Source organism: Kineococcus aurantiacus (assembly GCF_013409345.1).
In the GTDB taxonomy this organism is placed as follows: domain Bacteria; phylum Actinomycetota; class Actinomycetes; order Actinomycetales; family Kineococcaceae; genus Kineococcus; species Kineococcus aurantiacus.
This window is the reverse complement of the sequence record NZ_JACCBB010000001.1, coordinates 579,427-591,799: the sequence shown is the minus strand read 5'-3', so window position 1 is coordinate 591,799 and position 12,373 is coordinate 579,427. Positions and strand designations below refer to the sequence as shown.

Here is a 12,373-nt window from a genome sequence, read left to right as displayed (position 1 = left end):
AATGACATAACGTTGACCCTCTACCTGAGGGTCAGGGTTGGGTCCACAGCTCGGACAGACCAGGCGAAAGAGGCGAGAGGCAACCACCGTGGCAGCTCCGCAGAACTACCTAGCGGTCATCAAGGTCGTCGGCGTCGGCGGCGGTGGTGTGAACGCGGTCAACCGGATGATCGAGGTCGGCCTCAAGGGCGTCGAGTTCATCGCCGTCAACACCGACGCCCAGGCGCTGCTGATGTCGGACGCCGACGTCAAGCTCGACGTCGGGCGCGAGCTCACCCGCGGTCTCGGCGCCGGCGCCGACCCCGAGGTCGGCCGCAAGGCCGCCGAGGACCACGCGGAGGAGATCGAGGAGGTCCTCAAGGGCGCCGACATGGTCTTCGTCACCGCCGGCGAGGGCGGTGGCACCGGCACCGGCGGCGCCCCCGTCGTGGCCCGCATCGCCCGCTCGCTGGGCGCCCTGACCATCGGCGTGGTCACCCGCCCCTTCGTCTTCGAGGGCCGCCGCCGCGCGAACTCCGCCGAGAGCGGCATCGCCGAGCTGCGCGACGAGGTCGACACCCTCATCGTCATCCCCAACGACCGGCTGCTGTCCATCTCCGACAAGCAGGTCAGCATCCTCGACGCCTTCAAGTCGGCCGACCAGGTGCTGCTGTCCGGTGTCCAGGGCATCACCGACCTCATCACGACCCCGGGTCTGATCAACCTCGACTTCGCCGACGTGAAGTCCGTCATGCAGGGCGCCGGCTCGGCCCTCATGGGCATCGGCTCGGCGCGCGGCGACGACCGCGCGATCCACGCCGCGGAGTCGGCGGTCAACTCCCCGCTGCTCGAGGCGAGCATCGACGGCGCCCACGGCGTCCTGCTGTCCATCCAGGGCGGCTCGGACCTGGGCCTCTACGAGATCAACGAGGCCGCCCGCCTGGTCCAGGAGGCCGCTCACCCCGAGGCCAACATCATCTTCGGGACGGTCATCGACGACGCGCTCGGCGACGAGGTGCGCGTCACCGTCATCGCCGCCGGGTTCGACGCCGGCACGCCCAAGACCCGCCGCGACGAGCGCGCCCTCGGCCAGGTCTCCGGCCGCCCCGTCCCGGCCAGCGCCGTGCCCCCGCGCACCGCGCGCCCGGCCGCCGCGGTGCCCGAGCAGCCCGCCTACGCCCCGGCGCAGCAGCAGCCGCAGTACGCCCCGGCGCAGCCCCAGCAGCAGCAGCCGTCCTACGCGCCGCAGCCGCAGTACGCGCAGCAGCAGCAGCCCGCCGCCGAACCGCAGCAGCCGCAGCACCAGCCGCAGCACCAGCAGCCGCAGCAGCAGTACGCGCAGCAGGCCCCCCAGGTCGTGCCCAGCCCGGACCCCGTCCAGGTCCCGCGCATCATCGAGCTGCCGCAGGACACCGCCGCGTCGCGCCGCCCGAGCCGTCCGCGTCCGGAGGAGGACGACCTGGACGTGCCCGACTTCCTCAAGTGAGGGGTGCGGTCGTCCACCGGTGAGCACCAGCACCGTCCCGCTGCTGGACGCCGGCCTGCCGGCCGGTGTCCGCGGCGGGTTCACCACCCGCGCCGGGGCGCCGGGTTCGGGCGCCTACCCGGGCCTGAACCTCGGCGACCACGTCGGGGACGACCCCGCCGTCGTGGCCGCGCACCGGGACGCGCTGCGCCGCAGCGTCCGCGCCGACGCCCTCGTGGTGCCGCAGCAGGTCCACGGCGCGCAGGTCGTCGAGGTCGTCAGCCCGCCCGCCACGGCACCCACCGCCGACGCGCTGTTCACGCGCGTGCCCGGCATCGCCGTGGCCGTCGTCGTCGCCGACTGCGTCCCGGTCCTGGTGGCCGGGGCCGGTGTCGTGGGCGTCGCGCACGCCGGCCGCCCCGGTCTGGTCGCCGGGGTGGTCCCCGCCCTCGTGGGGGCGGTGCGCGCCGCGGGGGCGCGCGACCTCGTGGCCGTCGTGGGCCCCTCGATCTGCGGCGCCTGCTACGAGGTGCCCCGGCAGATGGCCGACGACGTCGCCGCCCTCGTCCCGGCCGCGCGGGCCCGCACGCGTCGCGGCACCCCCGCCGTCGACGTCGCCGCCGGTGTCCTGGCCCAGCTCGCCGACCTCGGCGTCCCGGCCCGGCACGTCGCGCGCTGCACGTCCGAGCACGACGACCTCTTCTCCTACCGCCGCGACGGCGTCACCGGCCGCAGCGGCGGGGTCGTGGTCCTGGCGTGAGCCGGCGCGAGGACCTGCGCGCCGCCCTGGCCCGCACGCGCGAGCGGGTGGCCGCGGCCGAGCGCGCCGCCGGGCGGGCCCCCGGCAGCACCACGCTGGTCGTGGTGACGAAGTTCTTCCCCGCCTCCGACGTGCGCGAGCTCGCCGCCGCCGGGGTCCGGGACGTGGGGGAGAACCGCGACCAGGAGGCCCGCGCCAAGGCCGCCGACCTGGCCGACCTGGCCGACCCGGCCGGCGGGGACGGCCTGCGCTGGCACTTCATCGGGCAGCTGCAGACGAACAAGGCCCGCTCGGTGGCCGGGTACGCCGACGCGGTGCACTCGGTCGACCGGACGCGCCTGGCCCACGCGCTGGCCGAGGCGGCCGAGCGCGCCGAGCGGCACCTCGGCGTCTTCGTGCAGGTCGACCTGGCGGCCGCGCTGGGGCTCGAGGCCGACGCGGGCCGGGGCGGGGCGGCCGGTGAGGACGTCCTGCGCGTGGCCGACGCCGTGGCCGGGGCCGGGCACCTGCGGCTGCGCGGCCTGATGGCGGTGGCCCCGCTGGGGGTCGAGCCGGAGCGGGCCTTCGCCGAGCTGGCCCGGACCGCCGAGCGCGTGCGCCGCGACCACCCCGGCGCGGCGGAGCTGTCGGCCGGGATGAGCGGGGACCTCGAGGCCGCCGTGGCCGTGGGAGCGACACACCTGCGTGTCGGCAGCGCGATCCTGGGCACGCGCCCTCCCGCGCGGTAACGTCCGGGACGCTCGCCCTGCACGGGGCGGGTCCGACGACAGCACGATCCCGAGGAGCCCGCGATGGCCGGCGCGCTGCGCAATGCGATGGTCTACCTCGGCCTCGCCGAGGACGACCGCTACGCCGAGGACGCCGAGGTCGAACAGGCCCGCCCGCGGGCCGAGGCCGCCCGTGAGGTGCGCCACGAGACGCGCGAGCCGATCCGGCCCGAACCGCGCCCGGAGGTGCGGCACGAGTCCCGCCCGGACCCGGCCCCCGAACGTCGCGCCGTCCCCGCGCCCACCGCCCAGGTGACCCCGATCAGGAAGCAGGTGGCCCACGTGGTCCCCCAGACCTCCGCCTCGTCGCCCTCCTCGGCGGGCGAGCTGCACCGGATCACCACGATCCACCCGCGCACCTACAACGAGGCGAAGATCATCGGCGAGTCCTTCCGCGAGGGCGTCCCGGTCATCATGAACCTCACCGACATGGACGACTCCGATGCCAAGCGCCTCGTCGACTTCTCCGCCGGGCTCGTCTTCGGCCTGCACGGGTCCATCGAGCGTGTGACGAACAAGGTCTTCCTGCTCTCGCCGCAGAACGTCGAGGTGGCCACGCAGGAGGAGGAGCGTCCGGTGGAGCGGACGTTCTTCAACCAGTCCTGAGCGCGGACGCCCCGAGCACGCAGCGTCATCAGGCAGGATGAGTCCGTGGCCCTGTTCTTCGGCATCCTCGAGTTCCTCGTCCTGATCTTCTTCATCTGCCTGATCGGGCGGCTCATCCTCGACTGGGTGCAGGCGCTCTCACGGGAGTGGCGCCCGCGCGGGGTGGTGCTCGTGCTGGCCGAGGCCGTCTACACGGTCACCGACCCGCCGCTGAAGCTGCTGCGCAAGATCCTGCCGCCGCTGCGTCTGGGGGCGGTCCAGCTGGACCTGGCCTTCCTGGTGCTGGCGATCCTCTGCTCGATCCTCATGCCGGTCCTCGACGGGGCGTCCAACCGCTACGCCTGAGCCGTCCCGGCGGGCCCGCGACCGCCCGGGGGGCGCGCGATCACGTCCGCTACCGTGTGCCCACGGTCCCGGCCGTCGGCAGGGACGGCCCGGCGCCACCGGGTCCGTCAGCACCGTCCGTCAGCAGAGGTGGGGAAGATGCCGCTCACTCCCGAAGACGTCGTCGAGAAGCGTTTCAACCCCACGCGGGTGCGCGAGGGGTACGCCCAGGACGAGGTCGACGACTTCCTCGACGAGGTGGTCGCCGAGCTGCGCCGCCTGAACGCCGAGAACGCCGAGCTACGCGGCCAGCTGAACCAGTGCCAGGCGCGGGTCTCGGAGCTGACGCGCGCCGGGGCCCAGACCGCGCCCGCCGCGGAGGCGGCCCCCGCGGCGCCGGAGGAGGCGCCGGAGGTCGTCGCGCAGGCGGCTCCCGAGGTCGTCGTGGTGCCCGAGCCGTCCCCGGCCCCGGCGCCCGCCGAGGCCCAGGTCGACGCAGCGGGGACGCCGGGGGGCGAGGACGCCGCGGCCCGGGCCGCCGGGGTCATCGCCCTGGCCCAGCGCCTGCACGACGAGTACGTCCGGGAGGGGGAGTCGCAGCGCGACGCCCTGGTGATGGCCGCCCACGAGGAGGCCGAGCGCCTGGTCGCCGAGGCCGAGGAGAAGCGGGACCGGACGCTCGGGGACCTCGAGGGGCGCCGGCTCCAGCTGCAGCAGTCCATCCAGCAGCTGCACGGCCGGGAGACGACCTACCGGGAGCAGCTCGAGCAGTTCATGGCCACCCAGCTGGAGGACCTGCGCCGCGTCGCTCGCGCCGTCCCGGACGACGCCGTCACCTCCTGAGCCGCGCCGCTCCCGTCCGCAGCCGTCGCCCGTCCGGGCGGCGGCTGTCGTCGTTCCCCCGGCGCGCGCGGTGACCGCACCGGGCCGGCAGGGCCCCGGACGGCCGAATCTCGACAACTTTCTGTTTCCGGTTGCTTACACACGGTGATAGTCCTTAGTGTCTCCCGCACGCGGCACCACGGCCGCACGACGAGAGGGGGGACCCCGATGCACGGAGCGTCTGCGGGTGCGGCCACGGCGACGGCCTCGCTGGGGGTGACCGGGCGCGACGCGCGCGCGGCGGCGGTGCGCGAACTGCCGGTCAAGGACTCCGAGGAGGCCTGGACCCCGGCCGAGCTGGCCGAGGTCCGCGGTGAGCTCACGGCCGAGGTCGACCGCCTGACCCGTGAGCTCGACGACGCCACCTCCTCCTTCTCCGCCCTGGTCCGCTCCGGCGGCGAGGGAGCCGGTGACGACCAGGTCGACCACGGCGCCACCACGGCCGGCCGCGAGCACGAGATGACCATCGTCAACAACGCCCGCGACCTGCTGGAGCAGACCCAGCGCGCGCTGGTGCGGATGTCCTCGGGCGTCTACGGCGTCTGCGAGTCCTGCGGCGGCGCCGTCGGCAAGGCCCGGCTGCAGGCCTTCCCCCGCGTGACCCTCTGCCTGCCCTGCAAGTCCCGCGCCGAACGGCGCTGAGACCCGCACGCCGCCGCCCCGGGCGCACCGCCCGGGGCGGGGGCGGGGCCGTGGGAGACTGGCGAGGCCATGAGCGAAGCCGACACCTCCCCGCCGCGATCGCGTCGCGCCCTGTGGACGCTGTGCGTCTGGGCCGTCGTCTACGTTCTCGACCAGGTCACCAAGGTCCTCGCGGTGGCGCACCTGACCGAGGGGCGGCCGCAGCCGTTCGTCGGTGAGCTGCTGCAGTTCCACCTGATCCGCAACCCCGGGGCGGCCTTCAGCTTCGCCACGGGGTTCACCTGGGTCTTCACGCTGCTGGCCGCCGTGGTGGTCGTCGTGGTGGTGCGCATGTCCCGCAAGCTGCGCAGCCTGCCGTGGGCCCTGGCCTTCGGCTTCCTGCTGGCCGGGGCGACCGGCAACCTCACCGACCGCCTCCTGCGCGAGCCGGGCTTCGCCCGCGGTCACGTCGTCGACTTCCTCCAGCTCCCGCGCTGGCCGATCTTCAACGTCGCCGACGCCAGCATCTGCGTCGCCGCCGTCCTCATCGCGGTCCTGGCGGTGCGCGGGGTCGGCCTCGACGGCCGCCGCGAGGTGCGCGGTGCGCGGAGCGGGGCCGAGAGTGCCTGAGATCCGCAGCCTGCCCGTCCCCGACGGCCTGGAGGGCGAACGCGTCGACGCGGCCCTGTCCCGCCTGCTGGGCCTGTCCCGCACCCGGATCGCCGAGCTGACCGCCGACGGCCTCGTCGTCGTCGACGGCGCGGCCGTGGGCAAGTCGGACCGGCTGCGCGCCGGGGCCTGGCTCGAGGTGGAGGTCCCCGACCCGCCCGCCGCCCCGCAGGTCGTCGCCGAGACCGTCGAGGGCCTGACGGTCGTGCACGACGACGACGACCTCGTCGTCGTGGACAAGCCCGTGGGGGTCGCCGCCCACCCCAGCCCCGGCTGGACGGGCCCGACCGTCGTCGGCGGCCTGGCCGGCGCCGGCTACCGCATCTCCACCTCGGGCTCGGCCGAGCGCCAGGGCGTCGTGCACCGGCTCGACGTGGGCACCTCCGGGCTCATGGTCGTGGCCAAGAGCGAGCACGCCTACACGGCGCTCAAGCGGGCCTTCAAGGAGCGCACGGTCGACAAGGTCTACCACGCGCTGGTCCAGGGGCACCCGGACCCGTTGCGGGGCACCATCGACGCCCCCATCGGCCGGCACCCCGGCAGCGCCTGGAAGTTCGCCGTCACGGCCGAGGGCAAGCCCAGCGTCACCCACTACGAGGTCCTGGAGGCCTTCCGGGCGGCGGCGCTGTGCGAGATCCACCTCGAGACCGGCCGCACCCACCAGATCCGCGTGCACTTCTCCGCGCTGAAGCACCCCTGCGTGGGGGACCTGACCTACGGGGCCGACCCGACGCTGGCCGCCCGTCTGGGGGTCTCGCGGCAGTGGCTGCACGCGGTCCGGCTGGGCTTCGAGCACCCCGGGACGGGGCAGGCCGTGGAGTTCACGAGCTCCTACCCGGCCGACCTGGCCACGGCCCTGGGCCGTCTGCAGGACTGAGACCACCGGCGCCCGTGTCGGGGCGCGGACCTGTCCGACTCGGCGCCTACCATCGTCAGGCACGCACAGCACCACGCTCCTGGAGGCGCCTCCCCATGTCAGCCGGCCCGTCGTCCAGCGACTCGTTCGTCCACCTGCACGTCCACACCGAGTACTCGATGCTCGACGGTGCGGCGAAGGTGGACGACCTCTTCCGCACGGCCGCCGAGCTGGGGATGCCCGCCGTCGCCACGACCGACCACGGCTTCGTCTTCGGCGCCTACGACTTCTGGAAGACGGCCAAGAAGCACGGCGTGAAGCCGATCATCGGCGTCGAGGCGTACCTGACGCCGGGCACGGCCCGCCAGGACAAGACGCGCGTGAAGTGGGGCGACCCCAACGGCCGCTCGGGCGACGACGTCTCCGGTGCCGGGTCGTACACCCACATGACGATGCTGGCCCAGAACACGACCGGCATGCACAACCTGTTCAAGATGAGCAGCCTGGCCAGCCTGGAGGGTTTCCTCTACAAGCCCCGCATGGACCGCGAGCTGCTGTCGCAGTACGCCGACGGGCTGATCGCCACGACCGGCTGCCCCTCGGGGGAGGTCCAGACCCGGCTGCGCCTGGGCCAGTACGACGAGGCCCGCCGGGCGGCCGCGGACTACCGCGACATCTTCGGCCGGGAGAACTTCTTCTGCGAGCTCATGGACCACGGCCTCGACATCGAGCGCCGCGTCCACGACGACCTGCTCAAGCTCGCCAAGGACCTCGACCTGCCGCTGCTGGCCACCAACGACCTGCACTACACCCACGCCGAGGACGCCCGCGCCCACGAGGCGCTGCTGTGCGTGCAGTCGGGGTCCACGCTGGCCGACCCCAAGCGCTTCAAGTTCGACTCCACCGACTTCTACCTCAAGAGCCCGGCCGAGATGCGCCACCTGTGGCGCGACCACCCCGAGGCCTGCGACAACACCCTGCTCATCGCCGAGCGGTGCGAGGTCGAGTTCACCGAGTCCACCGGCGCCTACATGCCCCGCTTCCCCTGCCCTCCGGGGGAGAACGAGGAGAGCTGGTTCGTCAAGGAGGTCTGGGCCGGCCTGAACCACCGCTACGACGGCGCCATCCCCGACGACGTCCGCAAGCAGGCCGACTACGAGATCGAGGTCATCACCTCCAAGGGGTACGCCGGGTACTTCCTCGTCGTCGCCGACTTCATCAACTGGTCCAAGGCCAACGGCATCCGCGTGGGCCCGGGCCGCGGGTCCGGCGCCGGGTCGATGGCCGCCTACGCCATGAAGATCACCGACCTGGACCCGTTGCGGCACGGCCTGTTCTTCGAGCGCTTCCTCAACCCCGAGCGCATGTCGATGCCCGACTTCGACGTCGACTTCGACGAGCGCCGCCGCGGTGAGGTCATCCAGTACGTCGTGGAGAAGTACGGCAGCGACCGCGTCGCCCAGATCGTCACCTACGGCACCATCAAGGCCAAGCAGGCCGTCAAGGACTCCTCCCGCGTGCTGGGTTTCCCCTTCTCCATGGGGGACCGGATCACCAAGGCGATGCCGCCGGCCGTCATGGGCAAGGACATCCCGCTGTCGGGCATCTTCGACCCGAACCACAAGCGGTACTCCGAGGCCGGGGAGTTCCGCGAGCTCTACAAGTCCGACCCCGAGGTCGTGAAGGTCGTCGACACCGCCCGCGGCCTGGAGGGCCTGAAGCGGCAGTGGGGCGTGCACGCCGCCGGCGTCATCATGTCGTCGGACCCGCTGATCGACCTCATCCCGATCATGAAGCGCGAGGCCGACGGCGCGATCATCACGCAGTTCGACTACCCGACGTGCGAGACGCTCGGGCTGGTCAAGATGGACTTCCTCGGCCTGCGCAACCTCACGATCCTCGACGACGCGCTGAAGAACGTCGTCGCCAACGGCAAGGAACCCGTCGACCTCGAGAAGCTCGAGCTCGACGACAAGGCGACGTTCGACCTGCTCGGCCGCGGGGACACCCTGGGCGTCTTCCAGTTCGACGGCGGCCCCATGCGCTCGCTGCTGCGCCTCATGCGGCCGGACAACTTCGAGGACATCTCCGCCGTCGGCGCGCTGTACCGGCCGGGCCCGATGGGTGCCGGTTCGCACACGGCGTACGCCCGGCGCAAGAACGGCCAGGAGCCGATCACCCCGATCCACCCCGAGCTCGAGGAACCCCTCAAGGACATCCTCGGCACGACCTACGGCTTGATCGTGTACCAGGAGCAGGTCATGTCGATCGCGCAGAAGGTCGCCGGGTACACCCTCGGCAGCGCCGACCTGCTGCGCCGCGCGATGGGCAAGAAGAAGCGCGAGGTCCTCGACGCCGAGTTCGTCGGCTTCGAGAAGGGCATGCTGGACAACGGCTTCAGCAAGGAGTGCGTCAAGGCGCTGTGGGACATCCTCGTCCCCTTCTCCGACTACGCCTTCAACAAGGCCCACTCGGCGGCGTACGGCCTGGTCTCCTACTGGACGGCCTACCTCAAGGCCAACTACCCGGCCGAGTACATGGCCGCGGTCCTGACCAGCGTGCGCGACGACAAGGACAAGTCGGCGCTGTACCTCAACGAGTGCCGCCGCATGGGCATCAAGGTGCTGCCGCCGGACGTCAACGCCTCCAGCGCGAACTTCACCGCCGTCGGCGCCGACATCCGGTTCGGCCTGACCGCCATCCGCAACGTGGGGGCCAACGTCGTCGACGCGGTCGTGGACGCCCGCACCGCCAAGGGCCGGTACGAGAACTTCCAGGACTTCCTCACCAAGGTCCCGGCGGTGGTCTGCAACAAGCGGACCATCGAGTCGCTCATCAAGGCCGGTGCGTTCGACTCCCTCGGGCACGTCCGCCGCGCGCTGGTCGCCAAGCACGAGGACGCCGTCGACGCCGTCGTGGACGTCAAGCGCAACGAGGCCATCGGCCAGTTCGACCTGTTCGCCGGTCTCGGCGGCGAGGACGGCCCGGCCGGTGCGGGCGGTTTCGAGGTCGTCATCCCCGACCTGCCCGAGTGGGAGAAGTCCGAGCTGCTCGCCCACGAGCGGCAGATGCTGGGCCTGTACGTCTCCGACCACCCCCTGTTCGGGCTGGAGCGGCTGCTGCAGAACGCCTCCGACGTGCCGATCGCGACGCTGCTGGAGGACGAGTCCCGGCCCGACGGCTCGAACATCACCATCGCAGGGATGATCACGGGCCTGCAGCGCAAGACGACCAAGCAGGGCAACTACTGGGCCATCGTCACCGTCGAGGACCTCGCCGGGGCCATCGAGTGCCTGTTCTTCCCCCAGGCCTACACCGACGTCGCGCAGCTGCTGGCCGAGGACCTCGTCGTCGTCGTCAAGGGCCGGCTGAACCGCCGCGACGAGGTGCCGACGATCTACGCCTCCGGGCTGAGCGTCCCCGACATCTCCTCCACCGACGGGGTGCCGGTGACGGTGACCCTGCCGACGGCCCGCTGCACGCCGAAGGTCGTGGAGCAGCTCAAGACGGTGCTGGAGACCCACCGGGGCTCCACCGAGGTCCGGCTGCGGCTGACGAAGAACGGCGGCGGCAGCGGCACGCTCATGCGGCTGGACGACTCGCTGCGCGTGACGCCCAGCCCGGCGCTGTTCGGGGACCTCAAGCAGCTGCTCGGGGCCTCGTGCCTGGTGTGAGCACCGGGCCCGCAGGGGACCGGCGCACGCCGTTCGCCCTGCTCTTCGGCCAGGCCGCCCTCGGCCTGGTGGTGGGGGTGGTGTGGTGGCTGCTCACCCGCCACCCCGCGCCGTGGGTGGTGGGGGAGCCGGTCGTGACGTCCAGCTCCGTCTACCCCGTCGCCCGCGACGGGGTGTTCAGCGTCCTGACCGCCCTGGTCGGTCTGGCCGCCGGCGTCGTCGTGGTGGCCCGCGGCAGCCGCGACGCCCGGCCCCTGCTGGTGCTCGGCACCGCGCTGGCCGGGGCGCTGGCCGGTGCGCTCATCGCGGCCGGGCTCGGGTCCTCGCTGCCGCCGGCGGGCCAGGGGGAGGTGGGGCACGTCACCGTGCGCGCCTGGGTCGTGCTGCTGGTGCAGCCGTTCGCGCTGACGGCGGTCGTGGCGGTCGTGACGCTGGTGCAGGCGTTGCTGGAGTGGGCCAGGACGGCCTGAGCCGCCCCGCCCCGCCCACCGGGGTCACCGGCCGAGGTCGGCGAAGCTCCCGCCGGTGACCGCCACGAGGTCCTGCGGCGCCAGCTCGACCTGCAGCCCGCGCCGCCCGGCGCTGACGAGCACGGTCGCGAACCGCTGCGCGGAGGCGTCGACGAACGTCGGCAGCGCCGTCCGCTGCCCCAGCGGGCTGATCCCGCCCACGACGTACCCGCTGCTGCGCTGGGCGCGCGCCGGGTCGGCCATGACGGCCTTCTTCCCCCCGGCCGCCGCGGCGAGCGCCTTGAGGTCGAGCATCCCGGCGACGGGCACGACGGCGCAGACCAGCCGCCCGTCGACGTCGGCGAGCAGGGTCTTGAAGACCCGGTGCCCGTCCACGTCGAGCCCGGCGGCCCGCAGCTGGCGCACGGCCTCGTCGCCGAAGCCCGCGCCGTCGTCGTGGTGGGCGCCGTGGTCGTAGGGGTGCGGCACGTGGTCGATCCCGCGCGCGGTGAGCAGCTTCAGCGCGGGCGTGCCGGTGTCCGCCTTCTTCGCCATCGCCGGTGGTCCCTCAGTTCGCGTTCACGGGCCACTCGGGCAGCTCCGTCGCCGGGACGGCCCCGAAGGTGGTGATCAGCGCGGTTTCGCGCCGCAGGACCTCCAGCTCGGCCTGCAGGCGCCTGACGGTGTCGGGCGCCTCCAGCAGCCGCTGCCGCTGGTCCAGGTCCAGGACCGTGGCCGCGGCCACGAGGTAGGACAGCACCCGCGGGTCCTGCGGCGCCTCGGCCCCGCCGATGCCGAGGACCTCGCGGTAGTCGTCGAAGGCGCGCGCCACGGAGTCGGCCAGGACGGTCAGGCGCCCGTCGCCGTCGTCGTCCTCGACGTCGTCGTCGCCGAAGGGCTCGACGAGCCCCGTCAGGTACGGGGTGCCGGCGTCGGTGTCGATGCCCACGACCCGGAAGCGGCTCGCACCGACCGTCACGAGCTCGTAGCGGCCGTCGTCGGTCTCGGTGACCTCCCGGACCAGGGCGACGCAGCCGACGCTGTGCAGGGCGTGGACGCCGTCCGCGCCGACCTCGTGGCCGGCCTTGATCGCGACGACGCCGAACCCGCGCACGCCGTCGGCGTCCTCCAGAGCCCCGTCGCCCACGAGGTCCTGCACCAGCACGCGGTACCGGGGCTCGAAGACGTTCAGGGGCAGGACGAGACCGGGGAACAGGACGCTGCCGAGGGGGAACAGCGGGAGGCGTTGCGGCACGCCGGACACCCTATGTCGCTCAGCTCCTAGACTCCCCCCGTGAGCACCCCATTCCTGCGCCGGATC

At 73.1% G+C, this 12,373-nt stretch carries 13 protein-coding genes; 11 read left to right on the top strand and 2 right to left on the bottom strand.

What is annotated here, in order from left to right; all coding sequences use genetic code 11:
- The first annotated feature begins 88 nt into the window (after positions 1-88).
- The 11 genes from ftsZ to BJ968_RS02815 all read left to right on the top strand — a co-directional run bounded on the left by ftsZ (position 89) and on the right by BJ968_RS02815 (position 11,073).
- Positions 89-1,465: a cell division protein FtsZ gene (gene ftsZ, locus BJ968_RS02865; RefSeq protein ID WP_179749042.1), complete on the top strand. Its 1,377-nt coding sequence runs from the start codon at positions 89-91 to the stop codon at positions 1,463-1,465.
- Positions 1,466-1,484: 19 nt separating this feature from the next.
- Entirely contained in the window at positions 1,485-2,204 is a 720-nt protein-coding gene (gene pgeF / locus BJ968_RS02860; protein ID WP_179749040.1) for a peptidoglycan editing factor PgeF, read from the top strand.
- A complete protein-coding gene (locus BJ968_RS02855) occupies positions 2,201-2,932 on the top strand; it encodes a YggS family pyridoxal phosphate-dependent enzyme (protein WP_179749038.1) in 732 nt (243 codons plus the stop codon). The genes pgeF and BJ968_RS02855 overlap by 4 nt, the downstream gene beginning before the upstream one ends.
- A 63-nt stretch (positions 2,933-2,995) precedes the next feature.
- Positions 2,996-3,577 carry a cell division protein SepF gene (locus BJ968_RS02850; RefSeq protein ID WP_179749036.1) on the top strand — a complete coding sequence of 194 codons (582 nt, stop codon included), beginning with the start codon at positions 2,996-2,998 and terminating at the stop codon, positions 3,575-3,577.
- Positions 3,578-3,622: 45 nt separating this feature from the next.
- A complete protein-coding gene (locus BJ968_RS02845; protein WP_179749034.1) occupies positions 3,623-3,922 on the top strand; it encodes a YggT family protein in 300 nt (99 codons plus the stop codon).
- 138 nt (positions 3,923-4,060) lie between these two features.
- The gene (locus BJ968_RS25440) at positions 4,061-4,744 is read left to right on the top strand and encodes a DivIVA domain-containing protein (protein WP_179749032.1); all 684 of its coding nucleotides are present in this window, start codon (positions 4,061-4,063) and stop codon (positions 4,742-4,744) included.
- A gap of 207 nt (positions 4,745-4,951) precedes the next feature.
- The gene (locus tag BJ968_RS02835; RefSeq protein ID WP_179749030.1) at positions 4,952-5,425 is read left to right on the top strand and encodes a TraR/DksA family transcriptional regulator; all 474 of its coding nucleotides are present in this window, start codon (positions 4,952-4,954) and stop codon (positions 5,423-5,425) included.
- Between the two features lie 69 nt (positions 5,426-5,494).
- The gene (gene lspA / locus BJ968_RS02830) at positions 5,495-6,034 is read left to right on the top strand and encodes a signal peptidase II (RefSeq protein ID WP_179749028.1); all 540 of its coding nucleotides are present in this window, start codon (positions 5,495-5,497) and stop codon (positions 6,032-6,034) included.
- Complete coding sequence (locus BJ968_RS02825; protein ID WP_179749026.1) at positions 6,027-6,950, top strand: RluA family pseudouridine synthase; 924 nt, start codon at positions 6,027-6,029, stop codon at positions 6,948-6,950. The genes lspA and BJ968_RS02825 overlap by 8 nt, the downstream gene beginning before the upstream one ends.
- A gap of 95 nt (positions 6,951-7,045) precedes the next feature.
- On the top strand, positions 7,046-10,603 hold the full coding sequence (dnaE, locus tag BJ968_RS02820; protein ID WP_179749024.1) for a DNA polymerase III subunit alpha: 3,558 nt from the start codon (positions 7,046-7,048) through the stop codon (positions 10,601-10,603).
- Positions 10,600-11,073 (top strand): hypothetical protein, encoded by a 474-nt coding sequence (locus BJ968_RS02815; protein WP_179749022.1) that lies wholly within the window; start codon positions 10,600-10,602, stop codon positions 11,071-11,073. Before dnaE ends, BJ968_RS02815 begins: the two co-directional genes overlap by 4 nt.
- Before the next feature lie 24 nt (positions 11,074-11,097).
- On the opposite strand, the gene ybaK is transcribed toward BJ968_RS02815, so the two are convergent.
- Together ybaK and BJ968_RS02805 are read right to left on the bottom strand one after the other, a co-directional pair.
- Positions 11,098-11,607 carry a Cys-tRNA(Pro) deacylase gene (ybaK, locus tag BJ968_RS02810; protein WP_179749020.1) on the bottom strand — a complete coding sequence of 170 codons (510 nt, stop codon included), beginning with the start codon at positions 11,605-11,607 and terminating at the stop codon, positions 11,098-11,100.
- Between the two features lie 13 nt (positions 11,608-11,620).
- Entirely contained in the window at positions 11,621-12,307 is a 687-nt protein-coding gene (locus tag BJ968_RS02805; protein WP_179749018.1) for an LON peptidase substrate-binding domain-containing protein, read from the bottom strand.
- Positions 12,308-12,373: the final 66 nt, after the last annotated feature.

Bases quoted from the DNA above. Each gene is read 5' to 3' on its own strand.
- BJ968_RS02850 (WP_179749036.1), top strand. From the start codon at position 2,996: ATGGCCGGCGCGCTGCGCAATGCGATGGTCTACCTCGGCCTCGCCGAG.
- BJ968_RS25440 (WP_179749032.1), top strand. From the start codon at position 4,061: ATGCCGCTCACTCCCGAAGACGTCGTCGAGAAGCGTTTCAACCCCACG.
- BJ968_RS02835 (WP_179749030.1), top strand. From the start codon at position 4,952: ATGCACGGAGCGTCTGCGGGTGCGGCCACGGCGACGGCCTCGCTGGGG.
- lspA (WP_179749028.1), top strand. From the start codon at position 5,495: ATGAGCGAAGCCGACACCTCCCCGCCGCGATCGCGTCGCGCCCTGTGG.
- dnaE (WP_179749024.1), top strand. From the start codon at position 7,046: ATGTCAGCCGGCCCGTCGTCCAGCGACTCGTTCGTCCACCTGCACGTC.
- ybaK (WP_179749020.1), bottom strand. From the start codon at position 11,607: ATGGCGAAGAAGGCGGACACCGGCACGCCCGCGCTGAAGCTGCTCACC.